This window comes from Yinghuangia soli, assembly GCF_021502675.1.
In the GTDB taxonomy this organism is placed as follows: domain Bacteria; phylum Actinomycetota; class Actinomycetes; order Streptomycetales; family Streptomycetaceae; genus Yinghuangia; species Yinghuangia soli.
The window spans coordinates 1-22,992 of the sequence record NZ_JAKFHA010000053.1; the positions used below are offsets into that span (position 1 = coordinate 1).

The 22,992-nt window shown below is 71.8% G+C and carries 22 protein-coding genes; 12 read left to right on the forward strand and 10 right to left on the reverse strand.

Annotated features, from left to right (window positions below):
• Window positions 1-306, forward strand: a 306-nt coding sequence (locus LZ495_RS41140) for a response regulator transcription factor (RefSeq protein ID WP_235058361.1), incomplete at its 5' end; no start/stop codon positions are given.
• An 85-nt stretch (window positions 307-391) separates the two neighbouring features.
• Here LZ495_RS41140 and LZ495_RS41145 read toward each other — a convergent pair.
• Window positions 392-2,215, reverse strand: coding sequence for a DUF2339 domain-containing protein (locus LZ495_RS41145; protein WP_235058362.1), 1,824 nt, complete (start codon window positions 2,213-2,215; stop codon window positions 392-394).
• 655 nt (window positions 2,216-2,870) lie between these two features.
• On the opposite strand from LZ495_RS41145, the gene LZ495_RS41150 reads away from it, so the two are divergent.
• From LZ495_RS41150 to LZ495_RS41160, 3 genes are all read left to right on the forward strand, one after another.
• Window positions 2,871-3,911 carry a universal stress protein gene (locus tag LZ495_RS41150; protein WP_235058363.1) on the forward strand — a complete coding sequence of 347 codons (1,041 nt, stop codon included), beginning with the start codon at window positions 2,871-2,873 and terminating at the stop codon, window positions 3,909-3,911.
• 185 nt (window positions 3,912-4,096) lie between these two features.
• The gene (locus tag LZ495_RS41155) at window positions 4,097-4,960 is read left to right on the forward strand and encodes a universal stress protein (protein WP_235058364.1); all 864 of its coding nucleotides are present in this window, start codon (window positions 4,097-4,099) and stop codon (window positions 4,958-4,960) included.
• A gap of 192 nt (window positions 4,961-5,152) precedes the next feature.
• Window positions 5,153-5,608: a Crp/Fnr family transcriptional regulator gene (locus tag LZ495_RS41160; protein ID WP_235058365.1), complete on the forward strand. Its 456-nt coding sequence runs from the start codon at window positions 5,153-5,155 to the stop codon at window positions 5,606-5,608.
• Between the two features lie 92 nt (window positions 5,609-5,700).
• Here the strand turns inward: LZ495_RS41160 and LZ495_RS41165 are convergent, their stop codons facing one another.
• Together LZ495_RS41165 and LZ495_RS41170 are read right to left on the reverse strand one after the other, a co-directional pair.
• Window positions 5,701-6,240 (reverse strand): hypothetical protein, encoded by a 540-nt coding sequence (locus LZ495_RS41165; RefSeq protein ID WP_235058366.1) that lies wholly within the window; start codon window positions 6,238-6,240, stop codon window positions 5,701-5,703.
• Between the two features lie 292 nt (window positions 6,241-6,532).
• A complete protein-coding gene (locus LZ495_RS41170; RefSeq protein WP_235058367.1) occupies window positions 6,533-7,216 on the reverse strand; it encodes a hypothetical protein in 684 nt (227 codons plus the stop codon).
• Window positions 7,217-7,412: 196 nt separating this feature from the next.
• On the opposite strand from LZ495_RS41170, the gene LZ495_RS41175 reads away from it, so the two are divergent.
• Window positions 7,413-8,219 (forward strand): alpha/beta hydrolase family protein, encoded by an 807-nt coding sequence (locus LZ495_RS41175; protein WP_235058368.1) that lies wholly within the window; start codon window positions 7,413-7,415, stop codon window positions 8,217-8,219.
• Window positions 8,220-8,227: 8 nt separating this feature from the next.
• Here the strand turns inward: LZ495_RS41175 and LZ495_RS41180 are convergent, their stop codons facing one another.
• Window positions 8,228-9,103, reverse strand: a complete 876-nt coding sequence (locus tag LZ495_RS41180; RefSeq protein WP_235058369.1) for a hypothetical protein — start codon at window positions 9,101-9,103, stop codon at window positions 8,228-8,230.
• A gap of 66 nt (window positions 9,104-9,169) precedes the next feature.
• Window positions 9,170-9,847: a TetR/AcrR family transcriptional regulator gene (locus tag LZ495_RS41185; protein ID WP_235058370.1), complete on the reverse strand. Its 678-nt coding sequence runs from the start codon at window positions 9,845-9,847 to the stop codon at window positions 9,170-9,172.
• A gap of 105 nt (window positions 9,848-9,952) precedes the next feature.
• Between LZ495_RS41185 and LZ495_RS41190 the strand changes: the two genes are divergently transcribed.
• The 5 genes from LZ495_RS41190 to LZ495_RS41210 all read left to right on the forward strand — a co-directional run bounded on the left by LZ495_RS41190 (window position 9,953) and on the right by LZ495_RS41210 (window position 15,530).
• Window positions 9,953-10,897: an SDR family oxidoreductase gene (locus LZ495_RS41190; RefSeq protein ID WP_235058371.1), complete on the forward strand. Its 945-nt coding sequence runs from the start codon at window positions 9,953-9,955 to the stop codon at window positions 10,895-10,897.
• Window positions 10,898-10,981: 84 nt separating this feature from the next.
• Window positions 10,982-11,653 carry an NAD(P)H-binding protein gene (locus LZ495_RS41195; protein WP_235058372.1) on the forward strand — a complete coding sequence of 224 codons (672 nt, stop codon included), beginning with the start codon at window positions 10,982-10,984 and terminating at the stop codon, window positions 11,651-11,653.
• Window positions 11,654-11,728: 75 nt separating this feature from the next.
• Complete coding sequence (locus LZ495_RS41200; protein ID WP_235058373.1) at window positions 11,729-12,367, forward strand: TetR/AcrR family transcriptional regulator; 639 nt, start codon at window positions 11,729-11,731, stop codon at window positions 12,365-12,367.
• Between the two features lie 234 nt (window positions 12,368-12,601).
• Complete coding sequence (locus tag LZ495_RS41205) at window positions 12,602-13,969, forward strand: GH1 family beta-glucosidase (RefSeq protein WP_235058374.1); 1,368 nt, start codon at window positions 12,602-12,604, stop codon at window positions 13,967-13,969.
• Window positions 13,970-14,165: 196 nt separating this feature from the next.
• The gene (locus LZ495_RS41210) at window positions 14,166-15,530 is read left to right on the forward strand and encodes an extracellular solute-binding protein (protein WP_235058375.1); all 1,365 of its coding nucleotides are present in this window, start codon (window positions 14,166-14,168) and stop codon (window positions 15,528-15,530) included.
• A gap of 159 nt (window positions 15,531-15,689) precedes the next feature.
• On the opposite strand, the gene LZ495_RS41215 is transcribed toward LZ495_RS41210, so the two are convergent.
• Entirely contained in the window at window positions 15,690-17,048 is a 1,359-nt protein-coding gene (locus LZ495_RS41215; protein WP_235058376.1) for a threonine/serine exporter family protein, read from the reverse strand.
• 406 nt (window positions 17,049-17,454) lie between these two features.
• Here LZ495_RS41215 and LZ495_RS41220 point away from each other — a divergent pair, with 406 nt between their 5' ends.
• The gene (locus LZ495_RS41220) at window positions 17,455-18,207 is read left to right on the forward strand and encodes a tyrosine-protein phosphatase (protein WP_235058377.1); all 753 of its coding nucleotides are present in this window, start codon (window positions 17,455-17,457) and stop codon (window positions 18,205-18,207) included.
• 110 nt (window positions 18,208-18,317) lie between these two features.
• The gene (locus LZ495_RS41225; RefSeq protein WP_235058378.1) at window positions 18,318-18,899 is read left to right on the forward strand and encodes a hypothetical protein; all 582 of its coding nucleotides are present in this window, start codon (window positions 18,318-18,320) and stop codon (window positions 18,897-18,899) included.
• Window positions 18,900-18,936: 37 nt separating this feature from the next.
• Here the strand turns inward: LZ495_RS41225 and LZ495_RS41230 are convergent, their stop codons facing one another.
• The 4 genes from LZ495_RS41230 to LZ495_RS41245 form a co-directional block, all read right to left on the reverse strand.
• The gene (locus LZ495_RS41230; RefSeq protein ID WP_235058379.1) at window positions 18,937-19,620 is read right to left on the reverse strand and encodes a TetR/AcrR family transcriptional regulator; all 684 of its coding nucleotides are present in this window, start codon (window positions 19,618-19,620) and stop codon (window positions 18,937-18,939) included.
• A 22-nt stretch (window positions 19,621-19,642) separates the two neighbouring features.
• Complete coding sequence (locus tag LZ495_RS41235; RefSeq protein WP_235058380.1) at window positions 19,643-20,722, reverse strand: TIGR03857 family LLM class F420-dependent oxidoreductase; 1,080 nt, start codon at window positions 20,720-20,722, stop codon at window positions 19,643-19,645.
• Window positions 20,723-20,766: 44 nt separating this feature from the next.
• Window positions 20,767-21,900: a phosphotransferase family protein gene (locus LZ495_RS41240; RefSeq protein ID WP_235058381.1), complete on the reverse strand. Its 1,134-nt coding sequence runs from the start codon at window positions 21,898-21,900 to the stop codon at window positions 20,767-20,769.
• A 128-nt stretch (window positions 21,901-22,028) separates the two neighbouring features.
• Window positions 22,029-22,952: a protein kinase family protein gene (locus LZ495_RS41245; protein ID WP_235058382.1), complete on the reverse strand. Its 924-nt coding sequence runs from the start codon at window positions 22,950-22,952 to the stop codon at window positions 22,029-22,031.
• Window positions 22,953-22,992 lie beyond the last annotated feature (40 nt).

Sequence of the window (22,992 nt, forward strand, 5' to 3'; positions counted from 1 at the left end):
CGCCGCGTCGCCGCCGGCCAGTCGCTCCTCGACCCCGTCATCACCGCCAAGGTCCTCGACCGCGTCCGCACCGGCAACACCGTCGACCCCCGCCTGGCCGACCTGTCCGCCCGCGAACGCGAAGTCCTCGGCTTCGTCACCCAGGGCCTGACCAACCGCCAGATCGCCGAGAAGATGGACCTCGCCGAGAAGACCGTCAAGAACTACGTCTCCGCCCTGCTGAACAAACTCGGCCTCGAACGCCGCGTCCAAGCCGCCGTCTTCGCCACCGAAGTCCAGCAGGACAAGACCCACGGCACCGGCTGACCCGACCCGCGACGCGCATCAGCCCGGCCACGCATGCGAACGCGGCCGGGCTGTCGACGGCTTCAGGGGTTCCCGGTGGCCGACCTCAGGAGGGGCAGCCGTCCGGGGGGAAGTAGCTGGACGAGATCCGGTACGTCCCGGGGCGGGACGCGGTCAGTTCTATCCAGGGGCCGCTGGCGCGCAGGCAGGCGCCCTCGGCGTACAGCCAATGCGAGTAGGCGGCGCGTACGGTGACCGTGCCCGCGCGGGGCATCTTGAGGACGATGTCGGCGTCGCCCGCCCGGAGTACTTCGGCGGGGGCGGTGGCCAGGGGCACGGCGTCCTGGACGCGGTAGACGGTCCAGTAGTCGTCGTTCCAGACCGGCTCCAGCCAGGAGCTCAAGCGGCCGGACCGGATCAGCCCGGCCTCGGTCCTGGCGTAGCCGTCCGGCGGGGCGTGCGGCAGGACGACGTAGCCGACCGCCCACTCGTTGAGCCATGCCCGGTAGGTCGCCTCGTCCAGGTGCTCGGTGTAGAACAGCCGGGCGCGTTCCATGTCGAGCTGGCGGTTCCAGCCGCGCACCGTCTGGAAGTAGCGGGCGAATACGCGGGCCTCGCGGTGCGAGCCGGTGGGAACCACCTCGACGCGGCCGCGATATGCGCCCAGCCTGTCCAACTCGGCGATGACCCCGGCCGTGTGCTTCGACCAGCCGGGCACGTCCGTGTGCGCCTGGACGTCCCGGGTCGTCAGCACCGCCGTCCAGATCACGCACATCGCCATGCCCGCGGCACAGAAGCGGGTACGGACGGACGTGTCGTAGGCGATGCGGATCAACGACTTCCTGGGCTGCGGGTTACGCCGCCTCCGCTCGAACCAGATGGCGAGCAGCACGGGCGCGCCGACCAGCGCGCCGAGGCGCTCGACGTTGGTGCCCACCGGCGAAGGAATGAGCCAGGTCAGCACCACACCCACGGCGTAGACCGCGGCACCAGCCCGCAGCACGCGCCAGTCGCGCGGCGCCGTCAACGCCACCACGACGCCGGCCAGGACCGGCAGGATGACCCGCTCGGCGCCCATGGGCTGCTGCCCGTGCGACGGGAACAGCGCGGACACCAACCCGCCGACCGCGACCGTCGGAATGGCCAAGGCCAGGCCTCGCGCCCACTGCCGGTCGAGCAGGAACCCTGCCCCCGCCACGAGAAGGAACAGGCCGGCCACGGGGCTGAACAGCACGGTCAGCGCCGTCCCCGCGATCCCCGCGACCATCCGCCACCTGGGTATCTGCGGGCCCACGAGGACCAGCAAGGTGCCGAGCGCGGCTGCGACACCGAGGGCGAACGTGGCACGGCCCGAGACGACGTTGCCCCACAGCGCCAGCGCCCCGATCAGCGCCGGCCACGTCGGCACCTTGTGGGTGGTGCGCACCAGCAGCGCGGCCAGCAGCCAGGTCGATATCAACCCGCTGATGGCGGCGAGCGTCCGGACCCCGACCAACGCCATGAGGGGCGGCGAGAGGACGCTGTAGCTGCCGACGTGGATGCCGCCGTACCAGAACAGGCCGTACGGCGTACCCGGATGCCGCACCGCGAACTCCGCCCAGGAGTACTGAGCCGCGAGGTCACCGCCACCGGTGGCCAGCAGGAGGCCCCACCCCACATACAGCGGCAGCGCGAACGCGACCGCGATGTGGCATATCCGCCACCGGGACGGGGCGGCGCCGGACGACTTCGCGGACTCGGAGTCCCCGCCTTCGCGCCCGCCGGATCCCCAGCCCAGGCGACGGGTGCGACGTTCGGCGGAGGTGTCGGCGACCGCCGACACGCTGCGGCCGCCCTCGCCTTTCGGCGATCGCCGCGGGCGCGGAACCCGCTGCAGACGGCGCAGCAGAGCGGACTGATTCCGGCCGTCGCCCCCGCGCGGCTCGCTCATGACAGGTTCCTCACAGGCACAAATGGGCTCCGCAACCGATCGGCGGGTGCGGAGCCTGCTCGGGCATCAAGATGACCCAGGAAGCCTAATTGCCCCGGCGCTCTGCGGGGTGATCGGGGGCGCACCGATCTTGCTGGACGGGCGGTCGGCGGCCCCTGCGGCAGGGCGGCGTGGGACGTGGCCGGGGCGGCGAGGGTGAGCGCGGGGACCGGTGGGACGAGGCACCTGCTTCGCATTTGCCCAGGCCACAGGCTTGCGGCTGTGGGTGGTGTGGTGTCAGGTGGGGTCGGCGACGGAGATGCCGCTGTTGCCAGGGAGGGCCTCGGCGCGGGTGAAGATGCGCCATCAAGCGGTTTTTGGATAGTCGGTCAGCTGTCTGTCGGCGGGTTCGGTCGATGCGGTCGGCAAGGCAGGGGCGGCGGGGTCGGCCAGGGCAGTCAGGGCGGCGAGGCGGCCGAGACCGGCGTGATCGGCAGGGTCGGCGTGGTCGGTGCGGTTGGCCGACGAGGACTCTGCGGGCCGCCAGGCCCGGGTGGGTGGGTCCAACGGCCCTGACCGTGGCGGGCCCCGTGGAGGAGATTCGAGCCGGGGCGGCGCGGTGCCGGCCCGACCGGATCGCTCGGAATCACCCGGACTCGCTCGGAGGGGACCCGCCATGACCGGATCGACCACGCGGCTGCCTGTCGTCGTCGGCGTCGAACGCACCGCGGCCGGAGGACTTGCCGTGTCGTGGGCCGCGGATCAGGCGTACCGCCGCGGGCTGCCGCTGCGCCTGGTGCACGCGCTCGACTGGCCGGCCGGGGCACCGCGTCCGGGGGATGGGACGCAGGGGGATGTGCCGCAGTCCGCGGTCGCTCCGCGGCATCGCGAGAGTGCTCTGGCGCATGCGACGTCCTGGCCGTCCCGGGTGCACCCCGTCTCCGTTCCCGTCCCCGTCAGCCCGGCACACGGCTGGGGCGAGAGGTTCCGCGAGGCCGCGCAGGTGGCGCTCGACGAGGCGCAGGCCCTGGCCGCCGACCTCCACCCCGGCCTTGAGACGGCCGCGGAGCTCGTGGACGGCACGCCGGTCGAGGTGCTGCGCGCCGCCGGCCGCGGAGCGTCGATGGTCGTCCTGGGCTCGCGCCGCCGGTCCGCGATCGCGGAGATGCTGACGACCGGCAGCATCGCCGTGCCGGTGGCCGCTCACGCCGACTGCCCGGTCGCGGTCGTCCGGGAGCTCGGCCACGACCGTGCCGCCACCCCCACGGTGGTGGTCGGCGTCGATGGGTCCGAACACTCGCAGGCCGCGTTGGAGTGGGCGTTCGAGGAGGCCGCTCGGCGGGGTGCGGTGCTTGCCGCCGTGCGCGTCGTCCGGCCGATCAGTCCCTATACCGCGGTGCCCGCGGCTATGACGGGACGTGCCGAGCTCGCGGAGGCCTTGGCCGGCTGGAAGGCCCGCTACCCCGACGTGACCGTGCGGACCGAGGTCGCGTTCGGCCACCCTGTACGCGTGCTCGCCGACGCCGCGGCGCAGGCGCTGTGCCTGGTCGTCGGGTCGCGCGGACTGGGCGGCTTCAAGGGGATGCTCCTGGGCTCGGTCGGCAACGGCGTCCTGCACCACGCGCACTGCCCGGTCGTGGTGGTGCCCACGACGGCCGGAGAAGCCGGGCGCGGGGCCGACACCGGTGCCGGTGCTGGTGCTGAGGCCGAGCGCTGAGGCGTATCCGCCACGTGGGCGCGAGGTGCGTCGGCGCTGCGCCGCCCGCCGCGCACCCGGCCGCCCGGCCCGGTTCCGCTCCTGGCCCTTTTCCCGGCCCCTTGCCCGGCCCTATGCCTCGACCTCGTTCCCGCTCCTGTTCGTGCTCTTGCTCCCCACCTGCCCACGACCACAGAGGACACACCATGACCACCACCGGCTCGCCCGCCCCGCACATCACCGTCGCCGTCGACGGCTCCGTCCACGCCGACCAGGCCCTGCGCTGGGCCGCCGCCGAGGCCGCCGCCCGCGGACTGGCGCTGCGCATCGTGCACGCCTGGCTTCCGATGCCCACCCCGGGCAGCCGCGCGGCCGGCCGGGCCGAGAGCCGCAAGATCCTCGACGAGGCCGAGGTCCGTGCCCGGGCGTACGCGCCCGATGTCCCGGTCACCACCGCGGAGATCGCCGACCTGGTCGGCTCCGCGCTCGCCGTGGAGAGCGCGACCGCTGCCCTGCTCGTCCTCGGATCCCGTGGCCGCGGCGGATTCCGCAGTCTGCTGCTCGGCTCCAACAGCCTCACCGCCGCATCGATCGCCCGCTGCCCGGTCGTCGTCGTCCGCGAGGCGCTGCCGCGTGAAGACCCGGGCCGTATACGCGATGTGGTCGTTGGCATCGACGAGAAGAACGCGGCGGACGACGTGCTCGCCTTCGCCTTCGCCGAAGCTGCCGCTCACCCGGCCGCGCGGCTGCGCGTGGTGCACGGATGGACCATGGGCGCGTCCGCACTGGCCGGCGGGCCGGTATTCGACGAAGACGCCGTCGAGGCGGCGGTCACCCGGGCTCTCGCCGAAGTGGTCGCCGGGTGGGCGGAGAAGTATCCGCAGGTCGAGATCCTGCGCGTCACGGCCCACACCCAGGCGGCGGAAGCGCTGGTGGAGGCGTCCGCGGACGCCCGCCTGACGATCGTCGGACGCCGCACCGGCGGCACCTCCCTCGGCCTCCGGCTCGGCCCGGTCGCGCACGCCGTGCTGACGCACGCGCACGGCCCGGTCGCCGTGGTCCCGTACTGACCGTTCCGTGGCGTACCGAGCCGGCCTCTGTACGGCCGATGCGGCCGCAGGACGCCAAGGCGCCCAGAGACCGCCACCGCGCCGCCGCCAAGAGGACTGAGCGACGTCCCGCCGACGGGCCTATCCGGGTGGGCCGTTCGGCCCTGACCGTCCCGAGCCGGTGCGAGCAGACTCCGAAGTGGAGGGATCGCCATGACAAGCATAGCCAAACTCGTCGAGATGCTGGCCCCGGACGTGCGCGAACGCCTGCTGGCCCTGGGGTATACGGCCCGATTCGAGCCGCACACCCGGATGTTCGAGGAAGGCGCCAAAGCCGACCGGTTCTGGCTGCTGAACAGCGGCGCCGTCCACCTCGACGCGCACGTCCCGGGGGCGCACCGGGCCATCGTGGACGTGCTCGGCCCCGGCGACCTGCTCGGCTGGTCCTGGCTGTTCCCGCCGTACCGCTGGCACCTCGGCGCCGAGACCGTCGGGCACGTCACGGCAGTGGCTTTCGACGCTGAGAAGGTGCGGCAGGTCTGCCGCGAGGACCCGGAGTTCGGCCAGGCGATGTTCGCCTGCTGCGCCCAAGTGATCGCCGGACGACTGCACGCCACCCGCACCCGGCTCCTGACCCTCTACGGCCCCCACGGAGCGTCGGTCCGCTGAATCGGTACGTACGGGCCCGCAGGCGCGGTTTCGTCCGCTTCGCGCTCGTCCTCTGAACGGCGGCCGATTTCATCGGCGTCGGGCCTGTGTGTTCAGCCGGTCAGTACGGCGAAGATCCGAGGCAAGTGGGCAATCGGCAACGTAGTTGCGGCGGTTGGTGACGCGGCGGGCTTGTGTAAGCCCCAGGCGTCTCCGCGGCGTCTGATGATGCCCACCACAGTCGCGAAGCCAGGTGGGGGTGCCGGGACGGGAGTCAGTTCCGCGGCGGGTACTTGCGGAGTTCGGATGTCACGGATCTGCAGGTGTATCGGGTGGTCGACGTGGCTGCCCGATGCGGTGACGGGAGAGGGGGAGGGGGCGAGTGCCAGGAGGACCACGGCGTCGAGCAGGGGCGGGGCCACCGCGAGGGTCACGAGCAGGGAACCGTCCTCCCGCAGCTGCGCGAGTCCGTCCGGCATGGCCGGGCGCCAGCCGAGGGTGTGGTGGTCGGGTGACAGACCCTTGCCTTCGCCGCCGCAGGCCACGGCGGCGAGCGTGGCTCCCGTTGCCGGGACGAGGGCGGCCACGACGGCCGGGCTCGGCCTGCCGTTGCGGCCGACCAGGGGTATCCCGTCGGCCGGGACGTCCGTCACGGAGACCTCCATCAGACAAGGCTTTCTCGGGGTGATCGCGCATGGGTGATGGCAGCGGCGGAGCGCCGACCGACAACCGGACAACTGGCCGGCTTCCAGGGATGGTTCCCGCGTCCACGGCGGGATGCGGACTCCTGTCGGTGCTCCTTCGGACGGACAGCACCGGTGCGCCGGGCCGTGGTCGAACGTAGCGTCGATTTCCGTCAGGACGCGCCGTGTTCGCGTCAAGATCGCGTCAGGATTCGACGCTTCGGCCCGGCCGGCGTCCGCAACAGCGTGACTGGGCGGGTGCCTACCGCAGCACCGGCCTGCCCTCGAGCACCGCCGTCAGGATGTCCAGGTTCTTGCAGTAGATGTCCTCGTAGAGGAATTCGGGGAGGACCGCCTCCGCCACGCCGGCGACCTGGCCCGCCCCGGCGAGGCGGTCAGCGGCGTTGGATCCCTCGGCGTACTCGTTCAGATGCCCGCGGATCCAGGTGTCGACCGTGGGTTCGACGCCGAAGTAGATACAGCCCCGGCCGCCCATCTCCAGCCAGGTACGGGCAGACACCGGCCCCTTGACCACGAGGGCGGCCGGGTCGTACAGCGACGTCGCGAGAAGGTTCCGGACGGTCAAAGACCGGCCGACCAACAGCAGACTGTCCCAGAGGCACACAAGATCCTGCGCCACGACCGAGCCGGTGACGTAGAGCGTCGTGTAGACGTCCGCGTTGCAAAAGGTGAGGGGACCGCTGACGGTGAGATCGCCGTCGATGACGTAGACCGTGTCATCGTCCTCGTCGGGTGCGTTGCCCAGCGCCAGTGCACCGTCGATCGCCAGATCACCGCGGTGCACGAGGAAATGCTCGGGCTCCTCACCGAAGTACTCGTCGACTTCCCAACTGGTGCGGTTGTTCGCTGCGGCCATGTCGTACTGCTTCAGCGCCTCCTCGACAGGCACGGCCTCCCAGTTTGCGGCGAGCGATTCGAGGAACATGCCTCTCCCTTACGACAGTTTCGGCAATCTCAGCGGTTCCGGCAGTCGGATCATCGGTGTGCGGCCCCCACCGCAGCGTGCGACACCTGCCGTGATCCTGCCGCACCGCTGCGACAGCCCGGGGCGGTGTGGCGTCGTCGACCTCGATGCGCTATCCAGTGCAACGCACGGAAACCCGCACAGGACGGACGCCGCCATGCCCCCACTTGTCTACGGAGCCGACCCCGACCAGATCGCCGACCTGGTGCTGCCGCCGGAGTCCGGCACCCCGGCGCCCCTGGTGCTGTTCTGGCACGGCGGCTTCTGGCGGGCGGAGTACGACCGGCACCACGCCCGCCCGTTCGTCGAGGCCCTGGCCGCCTGCGGATGCGCGGTCGCCAACGTCGAGTACCGCCGCGTCGGCGCCGGAGGAGGTTGGCCGACGACCTTCGAAGACGTCGCCCTCGCCGCGGACACCCTCCCCGGACTCGCCGCGGCCGCCCACCCCGGGCGCATCGACCCGGAACGGACCGTCTACGTCGGACACTCCGCCGGCGGGCACCTCGCCCTCTGGGCCGCGCTGCGCGACCGCGTCCCGTCCGGCGCACCCGGGGCCGCCTCGCGGCTTCCCGGTCTGGTCGGCGTCGTCGGCCTTGCGCCCGTCGTCGACCTTGCCGGTACGTACGCTGCGTACGCCCACGCGCGGCGCCCCGGCGGCGCGGTCGGCGATCTTCTCGGTGGCGGCCCTGACGAATACCCGGACCGCTACGCCGCCGCCGATCCGTCCGCGCTCGGTGCTCCGTCCGTCCCGCTGGTCATCGCGCACGGCGACGAGGACACCGCCGTGCCGATCGCCGGCTCGCAGGCCTACACCACCGAACACGGCGGCAAGCTCCTGGCGTTCGACGGCATCGGCCACCACGCCCTGATCGACGCGAACAGCCCGGTCTGGCCGCACATCCGCGACACCATCACGGAACTCGGCGGCGCGGCACCGGACTCCGCTGCTGCCCGACGGCGGTAGGACGGTGGTCAGGCCGGGGGCACGTCGTAGACCGCGAGGTCGTGCCCGGTGGGGGAGCAGGTCGCGTCCTGGCCTGTCGACAGTTCGGGCGTCCGGTCGGGCCGGAGGTGCACGCTCGCGCGGTACGGCCCGCACTGCGGCACCACGAAGACGAAGCGGCGGTCGCCGCGCGCGGAGGGCGGGTGCAGCCAGTTCGCGTCGGGGGTGCTCGTGACGCCCATGTCCTTGAGCCAGGCCCGCAGAGCCGTGTTTGCGACCTCGTACCAGTCGGGGGTCCCCGAAACGTCGTACGACTCCCGCCGGGGTGGGACCTCGAACGGCCGCGCAGGGGCGTCCGGCGGGTACACAGCGACCTCTTCGCGGGTGACCAGGACACCGACGCCCAGGTCAGCCGGGCGGGCCGCCATTTTGGTGCGCGGATGCGCGGGGACCTTGGCCGAGGGCACCGCGAACATCGCCGTCAGGGCGTTCGACCGGTAGCAGTCGGAGTGGACGTCGGCGTCGACATTGATGCGCAAAGCCAGGTCGTCGCCGTCCGCATACAACTGCACCTCCTGCGCGTGTCCGCATCCGGTGCCGGACGTGATCGCGATCAGTGCCTGCTTCGTATAGTCCACTTGCGGTGCCTGGTCGCCAAGGTAGGAGTGGAGGACCCGGGCCTCCGCGGTGCTGCGCGCGACGAAGAGCCCCGGGTGGTCCGGCCCCGCGGCGGAGAACTTCGAGGCGACGTCGATCCGCTTGCCCGGCGGCGGATCCGGCATCGGCGGATCGCCTTGCACCGGCGAGCACGCGGGGACCGTCCAGCACACGACCGCCGCGGCAGCGGCCTCGACCCACCGCCGCATCAGGAGCGAGCTCCGCACGTACCCGTTCGTCCGCGTCATGCAGCTCCGACGCCGCGCACCACGATGCGGTTCCCCACCGGGACCGCGCCGAACAGGCGTCGACGGTCAGGAGGCGGCGCGGACCAGCAGGCCGGCGAGTTGGACCTCGAGGATGTCGCGCAGCGTCGGAGCGAAGTCCAGGCACAAAGCCGCTAGTTCGGGGTCGGCCTCGTAGGCGGCGAGCATCGCGGCCGACGGGCGGGCATGGGTCCAGACGGCGCCGGTGATCATGACGGCGGCGGCCACGAAGTCGAAGGCCGCCTTTTCGTCGAGTTCGGGGAGGTGGCGCCGGATCAGGGCGGTCAGGATGCCGACGTCGGCCAGGGCGGCGCGCTTGTACGTGGCGGCGATCTGCGGGGAGACGTTGCGTTCCAGGACCGCGGCCTGGGCGCTGACCAGGTCGCACAGCACCGGCTTCGCGGCCAGCGATGCGGCGACGGCCTCGGCCACCTGCGTGCCGCGCTCGGTCGCCGGTGCGGCGGGGTCGACCGCGGACGCGAGGGCGGCGTCGAGTTCGGCCAGCCACTCGCGCAGCGCGACGTCGAGGAGCTCCAGCAGGACGGCCTCGCGGGACTCGAAGTAGCGCAGCACGTTCGACTTGGCGAGCCCGACGCGGCGGCTCAGTTCGTTGAGCGTGACCTGCGCGACCGGCATCTCGGCCAGCATCGCCGCGGCCGTGTCGAGGATCGCGCGGCGGCGGATCTCCCGCTGCTCGTCGTTGCGCGCCCGCTGGAACGTCGTCATGGCACGAAGTCTACAGACCCCCGGTCTCTTGTTAAGAGACTGGAGGTCTGCTAGCTTGGGATTCAACAGACCGATAGTCTCTTATCGCATTTTCCGGGAGTCGCCATGTACGAGGTACCCGATCAGAGCGGCACTTTCGCCGTCGTCACCGGAGCCAACAGCGGCACCGGCAAGGAGGCCGCCCGGCGCCTCGCCGCGGCCGGCGCCCGCGTCGTGATGGCCGTCCGCACGGTCGCGAAGGGCGAGGCGGCACGGGCCGAGATCCTGGCCGAGCACCCCGCGGCGCAGTTGGAGGTCCGGCGTATCGACCTTGCCGACCTCGCCTCGGTCCGGGAGTTCGCGGACGGGATCATCGCCGACGGCGCCCCGCTCGACCTGCTGATCAACAATGCGGGCGTGATGGCGCCGCCCACCCGCATGACCACCGCCGACGGATTCGAGCTGCAGTTCGGCAGCAACTTCCTGGGGCCCTTCGCGCTCACCGTCCGCCTGCTGCCCGCCCTGCTCGCCGCCAAGGCGCCGCGCGTCGCGACCATGAGCAGCGGCACCGCCAACTTCGGCCGTATCGCGTTCGACGACCTCCAGTGGGAGAAGCGCCGCTACAGCGCGGCCCGTTCGTACGCCCAGTCCAAGCTCGCCGACCTCATCCTCGCCCGGGAGCTCGCCCGCATCTCCGCCGCGCGCGGCTGGCCGCTGACCAGCATCGCCGCCCACCCCGGCTACACCCGCACCAACCTCCAGACGGCAGGCGCGAGCCTGGGCCGCGACAAGCCCAAGCGCTCGCTGCTCACCATCGGCATCCTGCCCGCGCAAGGCGTCGAACAGGGCACCGAGCCCCTGCTGTACGCCGCGACCAGCCCGGATGCCGAAGCCGCGGGCTACTACGGCCCGAACGGACGCTTCGGCCTCACCGGCACCACCACCGCGGTCGCCACCACCAAGCGCGCCCTGGACGCCGCGGTCAACGCGCGGCTGTGGGCCGAATCCGAGCGCCTCACCGGCGTCCGCGTCGCCGATCACGTCGCCGACCAGGCGGACCACGCCGCCTGACGGTCGTCGTTGCCGACCCCGGCGCCTGGCCCATTGCCGTCCCCGTTGCGTTTCCCGTCGCCTTCTCCTGGAGACAGACCCCCGATGAACGTGCTCCTTTTCGGCGCGACCGGCATGGTCGGCCAAGGCGTCCTCCGCGCCTGCCTGCTCGACGACCGGGTCGCCACCGTGACTGCCGTCGTACGGTCCCCGCTCGACGTCGAACACCCCAAACTGCGCACGCTGATCCACCGCGACTTCGGCGACTTCACCGGAATCGCCGACGAGTTCGCGGACATCGACGCGTGCTTCTTCTGCCTGGGCGTCACCTCCGCCGGCAAGCGCGAGGACGAGTACCGCCGCATTACGTACGACTACACGCTCGCTGCGGCCCGCGCGCTCCCCGTCTACCCGGACCTGACCTTCGTCTACGTCTCCGGCGAGGGCACCGACAGCACCGAGCACGGCCGCTCGATGTGGGCGCGCGTCAAGGGCCGCACCGAGAACGACCTCCTCGCGATGCCCTTCCGCGCCTACATGTTCCGGCCCGGATTCATCTTCGCCTCGCACGGCGAGAAGTCCCGCACCCCGGCGTACCGGCGGCTCTACCCCCTGCTCGCCTGGACCTACCCCCTTCTGCGCAGGGCCGTCCCCAAGTACGTCACCTCGACCGAGAACATCGGCCGCGCCATGCTGGCCGTCGCCGCGCAGGAAGGCACCGGCGAGCGCATCCTGCGCAGCGTCGACATCAACCGGACGGCGTCCGCGGCAGCCTGACCAGAGCCTGACCGGATGCGGACAGACCGGCCGGCGCTGCTACGGTCGGCGGGTGCGACAGAGCCGGAGCCGGTGGTGAGCGAAGCAGGACAGCCGCGGCTGCGGCGGCAGCCCCAGCAGGCGCGCAGCCGCGCCCGGGTCGAGGCGGTCCTCGCGGCCGCCGACCGGATCCTGGCCCAGGAGGGCTACGAGGCCCTGACGATGCGTCGCGTCGCCGACGAGGCGGGCGTCCCGGTCGGGAGCATCTACCAGTTCTACCCGGACAAGGGCGCCGTCGTGGACGCCCTCGGGCAGCAGTACCTCGGCAACTTCAAGGTCGCCATCGACGGCCTGGTCGAACGCGCCCTCGCGGGGGAGCTGCCGGACTTCGTGGACACGGTCGTGGACGAGTACGCCGACCTGTTCCGGCGCCAGGCCGGCGGCGTGGCGCTGTGGTCCGGGCGGCACGTCAGCACCGAACTGGCCCGCGCCGACGAGGCCAGCAACGCGCTGGTCGCCGAGGGGCTGCGCCGGATCATGGAGTACCTGCTGGGACGCCCGGCGGACGCGCGGATCGAGCGTGCGGCGCGGATGGTCGTCTGGGTCGCCGACTCGGTGCTCAGCCAGGTGTTCCGGCCCGGCGCCCAGGCGGGGCCGGAGACCTTGGACGAGCTGAAGGCGATGCTGCGCGTGTACTGGGACGACCTGCGGGGCGGGGCGACCGCCGGCGGGTGACGTCCGGTTCGGGCCGGTGGCGGTGCTGGTGGCGGTGGTGGCGGCGGCGGTGGCGGTCGGCTCGCCGCGTCGGGCGCCTTCCTGCGCCGAAACCATGTTGTGACCCACAGCCGATGGCGCCGTGCCCGGCTGCGCCTGTAGACAAGAACCGAACGCAGGTTCATGTTTTGCACGGCGGCGGCGTAGGGTGTCTCCGTCCGCCGCCACATCGACGGTGAAAGTGGTGCCCCGCGCATGTCGGTCTCGTACGTCAGCCCCGGTACACCGCCCCGGTTCCCGGCGTCGTTCGTCTGGGGCGCCGCGACCGCGGCGTACCAGATCGAGGGCGCCGCCGACGCCGACGGCAAGGGGCCGTCCATCTGGGACACCTTCGTCCGCAGGCCCGGCGCCATCCGCGACGGCCACACCGGTGACAGCGCCTGCGACCACTACCACCGGTTCGGCGAGGACGTCGCGCTCATGCGCGAACTCGGCCTCGACGCCTACCGGTTCTCGCTCTCCTGGCCACGCGTCCTGCCCGCCGGCACCGGCAAAGTCGAACCCCGCGGCCTCGACTTCTACGACCGCCTGGTCGACGCCCTGCTCGCGGCCGGCATCACGCCCACCCCGACCCTCTTCCACTGGGACCTCCCGCAGGCCCTGGAAGACGAAGGCGGCTGGATGGAACGTGAAACCGCGTATCGGTTCGCGGAGTTCGCTTCTGTGGCCGCCGAGCGGCTGGGGGACCGGGTCAAGCGCTGGATCACCCTGAACGAGCCGTTCGTGCACATGGTCTTCGGCTACGCCTTCGGGACGCACGCCCCGGGCCGCACGCTCATGCTCGACGCGCTGCCCGTGGCCCACCACCAACTCCTCGGCCACGGCCTCGCCGCCGCTGCGGTACGCGCCGCCGTCCCCGACGCGCAGATCCTGCTCTCCAACAACTGCACGCCGGTACGCCTCCTGCCCGAGGACCGCGGGGACGCCGATCAGGCGGCCGCCGCAGCGTATGACGCGCTGCACAACCGCCTCTTCAACGACCCCCTGCTGCTGGGCAGTTACCCCGACCTGTCGGCCTTCGGCATGGCCGACCCGGCCTGGGGCGGCGTGGTGCGCGACGGCGACCTCGCCACCATCGCGGCACCGCTCGACGGGCTCGGCATCAACTACTACAACCCGACCTGGATCACCGCCCCCGCCGACCCGGCGGCCGGCCTGCCCTTCGACATCGTCGAACCCGGCGAGCCGTACCGGCGCACCGCGTTCGGCTGGCCGGTCGTCCCCGACGGCCTCGCCGAACTCCTCACCGGGCTCCGGGCCCGCTACGGCGACGCGCTCCCGCCGGTCTGGATCACCGAGAACGGCTGCTCGGAGCCCGCCGGGCTGCAGGACGACGCGCGCATCGACTACCTCGCCGGACACATCGGCGCGGTGGCCCAGGCCATGGAGCAAGGCGTCGACGTACGCGGCTACTTCACGTGGTCGCTCGTCGACAACTTCGAATGGGCGGAGGGCTACCACCAGCGCTTCGGCCTGGTCGAGGTGGACTTCGCGACGCAGACACGCACGCCCCGCGCCAGCTTCGCCTGGTACCGCGACCTGATCGCCGCCCAGCGGCCCTGACCGGGCGCCGGCCGGCCGCGCGGGCTGCCCGCGAACCGCTTACTCCCGCAGCCCGCGTACCCACGCGCCCTGCGTACGCCTGCACCTCGTGAACACCCGCGCCCTGCGTATGCCCGCGACCCGTGTACGCCCGCATCCCCCGCGTACGCCCGTGCCCCCGTCCGCCTCCGACCCGCTTGCGTCTGGAGTCTCCGCCATGCGTGAACCCGCCATGCCTGCCCGCCGGTTGCGGCGCCGTCCGGCCGCCGCGGCCGTCTCCGCTGCCGTTGCCCTCGCCCTCGTGCTCGCCGGTTGCGGCGGCGGTTCCGGCGGCGGCGGTGCGTCCGGCGGCGCCACGGGCGACCCGGCCGCCGTGCAGGCCGCTCTCGACCAGCCTGCCGAGATCACCTTCTGGACCTGGGTGCCGCACATCGACAAGACCGTCGCCCGGTTCCAGGCGAAGTACCCCAAGGTCAAGGTCAACGTCGTCAACGTCGGCCAGTCGCAGGACCAGTACACCAAGCTCACCAACGCCCTCAAGGCCGGTGACGGCGCCCCCGACGTCGCGCAGATCGAGTACTCCGCGCTTCCGCAGTTCGCCCTCACCAAGTCGCTCGTCGACCTCGCCGGGTACGGAGTCGGGGACCTGAAGGACCAGTTCGCGCCGTCCGCCTGGTCGCAGGTCAACGTCGCGGGCGGCATCTACGGCGTCCCGCAGGACACCGGACCCATGGTCATGTACTACCGCAAGGACATCTTCGCGAAGGCCGGAGTCACACCGCCCAAGACCTGGGAGGAGTTCACCGTGGCTGCCAAGCGCATCCGCGAAGCGGACCCCAGCGTCTACATGACCTTCGCGGACCCGTCCGACGCGGGCAGCGCCACCGGCCTCATGTGGCAGCTCGGCGGCAAGCCGTTCACCGTCAACGGCACCGACGTGGCCGTCAACCTCCGGGGCGACTCGGGCGCCAAGGCGTACGCGGATCTCCTCGGACCGCTGATCAAGGACAAGCTCGTGGACGGCAATGCGAGCTTCACCAGCGAGTGGTTCCAGAGCATCGTGGCCGGCAAGTACGCGGTGTGGATGGCCGGCGCGTGGGCGCCCGCGGTACTCGACCAGTACCTGCCGACGGGCAAGGGCCAGTGGAGCGTCGCGCCGATGCCCGGCGGGGTGAGCGCGGAGAACGGCGGATCCGCGGTCGCCGTCACCGCGCAGGCCAGGAACAAGGCGGCGTCCGTCGCCTTCACCCGCTGGCTCAACGCCGACCCGGAAGCCGTCAAGTCGCTCAACAGCGAGGCCGGCCTCTTCCCGGCCACCAAGGCGCTGCTCGCCGACCCGGCCTTCCGCGACGCCGAACTACCGTACTTCCCGGGCGAGAAGCCGAACGCCGTCTTCGCCGACATGTCCAAGGCGGTACGCCCCGACTGGCAGTACCTGCCCTACCAGCCGTACGCCGACAGCATCTTCAAGGACACCCTCGGCCAGGCGCTCAAGAACGGCACCGACCTGAACGCCGGGCTCGCCGCCTGGCAGGAGCGCCTGAAGACGTACGGCAAGGAACAGGGCTTCACCGTCAAGTAGGACGCCCGACCGCAGACTCGGGGCGCCGCCGCCCCGCCACCCCGCCGCTGCAGCGGCGGACGCGCGCCGTGCACCGCGGTTCCCCGGCCTCCGCGGTGCACGGCGATGCCTTGTGAGAGGGGACGGGGCCGCCGCACATGTCGGGGGCGGCCCCTGCTGTCATGCGGTGGGGGCCGGATCCGGAGCGCCGGAACCCTCCGGGGCGCCGGAACCCTCCGGGGTGGGCAGGCCGTCCTGGCCGTCTGCCAGGGTCACCCGCCGGTGGTGGTGGAAGCCGGCGCCGACCAGGACGCCGAGCGCGATCGCCAGCACGGTGACCAGGGCGGTCACCAGGTCGTTGCCCATGTTCGGGCCGGACAGCAGGATCTCGGACACGCCGGTGAGGCCGATCGAGCCGGGCACGACCATCCAGAACACCGGCAGGGACACGACCTGGTCGGGCAGTCCCGACCGGGCCCGGACGAACGCGGCCAGGGACGGCAGCGCCAGGCCGGCGGCGAACGCACCGAACGCCGAACCGCCGAGGAGCGTCGCGGTGGACTGCACCCCGTGCTCGGCCAGCAGCGCCGCCACGATCCACGGCAGCGCCCGCACCTGCGCCGAATAGCACCAGACGAACCCGGCCCCCATGAGGACCACGCCGAGCCACGAGCCCCATGCACCGAAGTCGTACGGATCGTGCGGACCGGGGTGGTGCTGCTGGACGAGGTGTGTCCCGATCACGATGCCGAGCGCCAGCAGGAGCAGCACGTTGACCGCGCCGGCCAGCCGCCCGACCCCGGACAGCACGGCCCCGGAAGCCAGTTCGATGGCGCTCATGGTCAGGGCCGCACCCGGCAGGAACGACACCAGCGCCGGGATGATCAGCACCGTTGCCTCGACGTGCAGCAGCGGCCCCGCCCACCGCAGTGCCACCGCGGTCACCAGCGCCGCGGCCACCACCGGCAGGACCGTCGCGGTGCCGGGGAAGCGCGCGGCGACCGCCCGCAGCACCCCGATGCCCGTGCCGAACACCGCGTACCCGGCGACGGCCGGCAGCGTCGCGTGCTGCAGCAGGCCCAGGCCGACGGTGAGCAGCGCGTACCCGAGCACCACCACGGCAGGCGTGAAGCGGACCGGCAGCGCATCGACCCGCGCGAGGGCGGCGCGGACCTCGGCGAACGGCAGCGGCTCGTCGACCATGCGCTCGACGAGGCCGTACAGCGCCTCCACCTGGTCCAGGCGCAGGTCCGCACCGCGCACCGGCGCGAAGTCCATGGCGGCGAGCTCGCCGTCGGCCCCCGACACGCGCACGAACACCCCGGTCGGGACGACGAACGTGCGGGCCTCCACCCCGTAGCGGGCCGCCACGTCCCGGATCCGGTCCTCGACCGTCATCGTGCGCTCCCCGGCGCGCATGAGCATGGCCCCGACCGCACACAGCAGCGCGGCGAGCTTCTCCAGCCAGGCGGCGTCCGCGACCTCCCGGGAAACCACGGTGACATGCCGGCGTCCGGAGACCGGCAGCAGATACTGCATGGCCTCCCGCGCCGCGGCGGAGGTACGCGTCAGGACATGCTGCGTGGGCGCGGCGTGCGCACCCTTCCGCATCGACCGTGCCGGACCGGTCGACCGTGCCGGACCCGTCGACCCCGTCGACTGCGTCGGCCCTGGGGACGGCGTGCGGCCCCCGGGATCCGAGGGAGGCGGAGATGGGGGAGTCTCCAGAACGGCCTCCTCGGGCAGGGCGGGTCGGGTCGGATCGGGTCGAGGCAGCGCAGGGCACCGCCGAGCACGGCGCGGCTGTCTCGATCAGACCGCGCGCCGGCCACGGCGGCAAACGTGGCTGCTCCCTCCGGGGGATGCCACGAATTGCTCCGTATTAATCAGATTTATCCGTGCGTGGCGACACACTTTCCCGTGCACACCGTGCTCTCATGCGTTCATGACGACCGACGACGCGCGCCGCCCGGGCATCGACCACGTGGACAATCTGCGCGACGCCGGCGGGTACCCGACCGAGGACGGGCGCACCGTCCGCCTCCGGACCCTGCTGCGCTCCGGCGACCTGAGCCGGCTCGACGACGCCGGACGCGCCGAGTTCAACCGGATCGGCCTGCGCACCGTCCTGGACCTGCGCGACCGCGACGAGGCCAAGACCGCGCCCGACGCGGTGGACGGACTCGACGCGGTGTACGTCGCCAACCCCGTCTTCGACGGCGACCTGCCCACCGATCCCGCGACGACCCTCGCCGCGCTCTACCGCTACACCGTCGACCACCACCGCGACGGCCTGGCGTCCGCGATCCGCTTCCTCGCCGCCCCGGGCGCCCTGCCCGCCGACGTGCACTGCACCGCGGGCAAGGACCGCACCGGCCTGGTCATCGCGCTCGCCCTCACCGTCGCCGGGGTGGACCGCGACCGCATCGTCGCCGACTACGCACTCAGCCACCACTACCTCGGCGACGAATTCCGCGCCCGCGTCCAGCGCCAACTCGCCGGCTGGGCAGGCGACGCCTCGTCCGCGGCCGTGGCCATGGACCTGGCCATCGACTCCCCGGCCCAGGCCATGCGGGACACGTTGGAACACGTGGACCACACATACGGCAGCGTCGCCGCGTACCTCGAGGCAGCCGGCGTGACAGCGGCCGTACAACAGGCCCTGCGCGACACCCTCACCGCACCGACCACGACCTGATCCGGGATCGGTCCGCCGGCCTCACACGCTCCCACCCGGACGAACTGCAGCCGCACGCAGGCCCTAGCATGCGGGACGCGCTGCACCAACTGTCCAGCAGGAGGCCTGCGATGACCGCTCTGCGCCCGGAACGCACCCCGACGGCGGGCCCGGCCGGCCGCCGCGACCCGTCCCGGCGCCGGTTCCTCGGCATCGCTCTGGGTGTCCCCGTAGTCGCGCTCGCCGGCTGTACGGCGTCCGAGGGCCGTCAGGAGTCTCTGTCGCGCTCCGAAATTGAGGACATCGTCGAAGCGGTCAACGGCAAGCCGATCGCGGTGACGCACGACAGCGCCCGGGCTTGGTTCGACCTCCACCGCAGCGACTACGCCGAGGTCTTGACCCGGATCGAGACCGGCGAGTTCGGCCGCCCCGATGACTGGGACTACTACGGACCGCAACTGCCCGAGAACCACCGGGGATTGTCGGTGACCGGCAAGGTCTCGCGGCTGGCGGACATGAGCCCGGACGCCGGCGTCCGTGTGTCGGGCTATTTCTTCCCGACCTGGACGGGCATCCCCGATGACGCCGTCGGCATCGCCTGGCTCGACCGGCCGCCGAGCCCCGCCGCGCAATTCGACGGCTACGGCCTGCAGGTCCGCGCACACCTCGACCTCGGCAACGGCTGGTGGTACCTGGACCCAGGCCGCGACTGACCGGAGCCGACGGCCTGGCGGTTGCGGGTGCCGCGGGTCAGCTCAGGAACGCCACCAGGGCGTCGGCCAGGGTGCGTCGTGCGACGTCGAGTTCCGTTGTGAAGCCGATCTGGCGTTCGTTGGCCAGGCCGCGTTGTGCCGCCGGCAGCAGGCATCTCACCTGGTACAGCTTGTCCGGGTCGACGTCGAGTCCCGCCATCGCGTATTCGAACCCCTGGATCCAGTCGTGCTCGCGGGCCGAGAGGGCGGCGGCCGTCCGCGGGTATTCGGCGGCGATGTCCGCGCGGCGGGGCGGCAGCAGCGTCCGCAGTGCGGTCAGCGCGCGGCCCTCGGTCGTGTCGAGGTAGATCCACACGGATTCGATCGCCGCCTCGAGGCGCTCGCGCAGCGAACCGTTCTGAGCAGGCCACGGCCCCGGGTTCGAGGCCCAGGTGCGGGCGTGGATCTCGGCGACCACGGCGACCCAGAGGCCGTCCAGGTCGCCGAACTGGTGCTGCACCGTTCCCCAGGTCACGCCGGCCTCTTTGGCGACCCGGTTGGCGGACACCGGCTCGCTCCTGCTCTCGGCCAGGCACGCGATCGCCACGTCGAGCAATCGCGCCCTGGTCTCGCGGCCGCGTTTGTTCAGCCGTGTCCCGGCGGCCGACTGCGTGTCCGGGGACGGGACCGCGGCGGCCCATTGCGCCAGGGCGCGGGCCGCCTGCGGGGACTCGGGCTGCATGCGCACAGTCTGCCGGACGCGCTCAGGCGAATCTTCCCGGGTTCGCCGCGACTGCTCGGCGCAGCGTGGGCCGCTGAGTTCGGTAGGCCGCGACGACCGGCGCCAGTTCGGTCGGGCTGGCGCCGTGCATGATGACCGAGTGCACGCCCAGGTCGTACTGCCGGGCGATGGCTTTCGCGCAGTCCTCGGGCGAACCCGAAGCGGCTGATGCCAGCCACTCGGCGGGCAGCAACTCGGCGATCCGCTCCAGCGTCTCCATGGACGCGGTGGCGTCGATGGCCCCGGCGGTGGCGGCGTTCTTGAACAGCCCGCTCTCCCGCATCTTCTGCCAGACCGCGGGGTCCCAGCCGTTGGCGCTGATGAGGATGTCCGCGTACGCCTGCAGGTACGTCGCCAGCCGACCGGCGCCGCGGCGCAGCCTGTCCTCCATCGGCATGGTGTCGCAGACCACGGCCAGGCACGCCCAGATACGGACGCTGTCGGGGTCCTTGCCCGCGCGTTCCGCACCCCGGCGCACCGCGGCCACGGAAGCCTCCGTCGCCTCGTCGGAGAAGAACGTGTGCAGCACCACGAAGTCGCAGAGCTCGCCCGCGAGTTCCATCGTCTTCGGGCCGACCCCCACCAGGCCGATCGGCGGTGCGTCCGCCAGGCCGTTCGCGTGGCGCAGCAACGGCCATTTCCCGGCGGGGCCGTCGTGGTCGAGGATCGTCTCCCCGTCCCACATCCTGCGCAGGATGCCGATGTAGTCGCGCAGCCGGGCCCCGGTCACCGTCGGCAGGGCGGCGGCTCGCCAGTGGGCGGCCATGCCCCGGCCGAACGCCAACGCGAAGCGGCCTTCGGTCAGGGCGTGCATCGTCGACCCCACCGTCGCGGTGACCGTCGGATGCCGGGTGTGCGGATTGGTCGACGGGGCGATGCCCAGAGTCGTCGTGCACCCGGCCAGCGCGCCGGACAGGACCGCGGCGTCCTTCACCGTGAAGCGTTCTCCGATGTGGCAGGAGCCCAGGCCGAGTTCCTCGGCGGCGCGGGCCTCCGGGAAGACGACGCGGGCGTCTGCCGGGTGCCGGTTCACGGCGTAGTAGCCGAGTTCGTTCAGGGTCATGCGCGTACCTTCTTCCGGATTCGGCGGTGCGGGCGGCGCGGCGCTCAGTCGTCCAGGTCCGCGACGAGGCTCTCGAACAGCGGACGGTGGTGCAGCAGCGTTTCGATGTCCTCGGGCCGCTCGGTCTGGCCGAAGTGGATGGACCGCGCACCGACGCGCATGAACAGCACCGCCCAGTTGACCGCGGCGTGGACGTGGTACCAGTGCAGATCACCGATCCGGGCACCGGTGAGGTCCGTGTAGGTGGCCACGACGTCCTCTTCGCGCAGGAAATCCGGCAGCCCCGGCAAGCCGAACACGTCGGTCAGCGACTGGAAGACGCGATGCGCGAAGATCAGCCAGGACAGGTCGAGTTCGCGCGGTCCGATGCTCGCCATGTCCCAGTCCAGGATCCCGACGGGCTCGAAGTCGGCGTATATCACGTTGCCCAGGCGGGCGTCACCCCAGACGAGCACCGTCTCGCCGGCATCCGGTACGTGGGACTCCAGCCACTGCAAAGCGCGTTCGGTCAGCGGCGAACGCCCGAGGCCGCGCGCCGCGAAGTCGTACCAGGCACGGGTCCGGGCGACGTTGCGCTGCAGCACGGTGGCGCCGGGGAACTTCGGATCGAGGAACGCGAACGTGGTGGCCGCATCGGGAATCGCGTGCAGCCCGGCGAGCGCCTTCACCGTGCTGTCCTGCAGCCGCCGGCGGTCCTCGGGCGACGCATCGAAGAGCCAGTTGTCGCCGTACGTATACGGCAGCACATCGGGCGGCACGACGCCGGCAAGCCGCTCCATGAGGAAGAACGGCATCCCCAGTACGTCCCCCGATGCCTCCATGAACTCCACCCGTGGAATGGGGACTTCGCTGAGCCGGCGGACGATCTGCATCGTGTCGTACTGGTCCTGCAGCGCGTAGTTCTCGTAGACCGGCACGTCCGCCGGAGAAGGGGCCACCCTGGCCACGTACTCGGCGGTGCGCCGAGCACCGTCCTGCTGCCAGACCACGTCGAACACGAGGGTCTCGTTGGACATGCCATTGGCATCGATCCCGGAGTGGAGCCTGACGGCGGGCTCGGCACCCGGCGGAAGCTTGGTGGCCAGCCAGCGGGCCAATGCAGCCGGGACCTCGGCCGTATCCCGGCTCGTGCGCTGCACCTGGGTATCAGCAGGCGGTTGTCCGTTCGTCACGTTCACGTCCCCCTCCGACGGTCGCACGCGACTTGGCACGGTGAACTGTCTGCCACCGCAAGCCAATTGTCAATGAACCCTCTCAAAGAATGGGCATGGCATCCGCACCGTCGGACCGCGAACGCTGCCCGGTGTCACCGCGCAACGGCCGCGAGTCGTTCGGCCAACTCTCGCGCCCTGGGCCTGTCCGACGGGTTGCGGGCCAGTGCACCCGCCAAGACACCTCGCAGGTCTGCGTGTTCGAGGCCCCGGGGAATGGCGGGCAGCGGGAGGCCCTGGGCGATGAGCCTGCGACGTTCGGTGGCCGGCAGCGAATCGTCCGCAGCGCCCTGAGATGCGTAGTCGACAGGAAACCCGCCGGTCCAGCAGTGCCACAGCGATGCGGCGAGGGAGTACACGTCGGTGGCCTGGGTCGCCTTCGGGGCCAGTCCGTCCGTGATCATGGCTTCGGCGGTCTCGGGCGGATTGAGGTCGATCTTGCCGCCGATGTACGGGTACGCGGCCTCGATCTCGTCGGGAACAGAGCCGGCAGGTCCGTAGGCGACGGCGAAGTCGATGAGCCTCGGGCCGGCTGCGGTGTGGATGCAATGCACAGGCTGAAGATCGCCATGGACCCAGCCGCGATCGTGCAGGTCGGCCACCGCCTCGCAGAAGTCGACCGCTGCCCGCAGCGCACCGTGCAGATTCCGGGTGCGGCCGATGCCGCCGTCCCGGACCGGAGCCCATCGCTCGAACGTCGACGCGCCATCCCACCACCAGGTCGCCAGCCATGGCCCTGTCGAGTGGTCGCCGGCCGCCGCCAGCGAGCCGTCGCCGAGTGCCGACAGGACGGCGCGTTCCCGGGCAGGGAACCCGGTGCCGCTCATGTCGACTTTGAGCGCGACGTCACCCTGTTCGGTTGCGACCCGCCAGACAGGCATGCAGTGCCTTTCGGTGACGAGCACGGACGTTGCGATCGGCCCGAGCGTGGCGGCGATCTGGCAACGGACGTCCTGCGGGATGTGCACGCATGAACAAGAGGACGTGCTATCCAGCGCGGCCGAGGCGATGTGACCCATGACACATATCTTCCCTGTCAGGAATCGGTCGGCTGTCCCG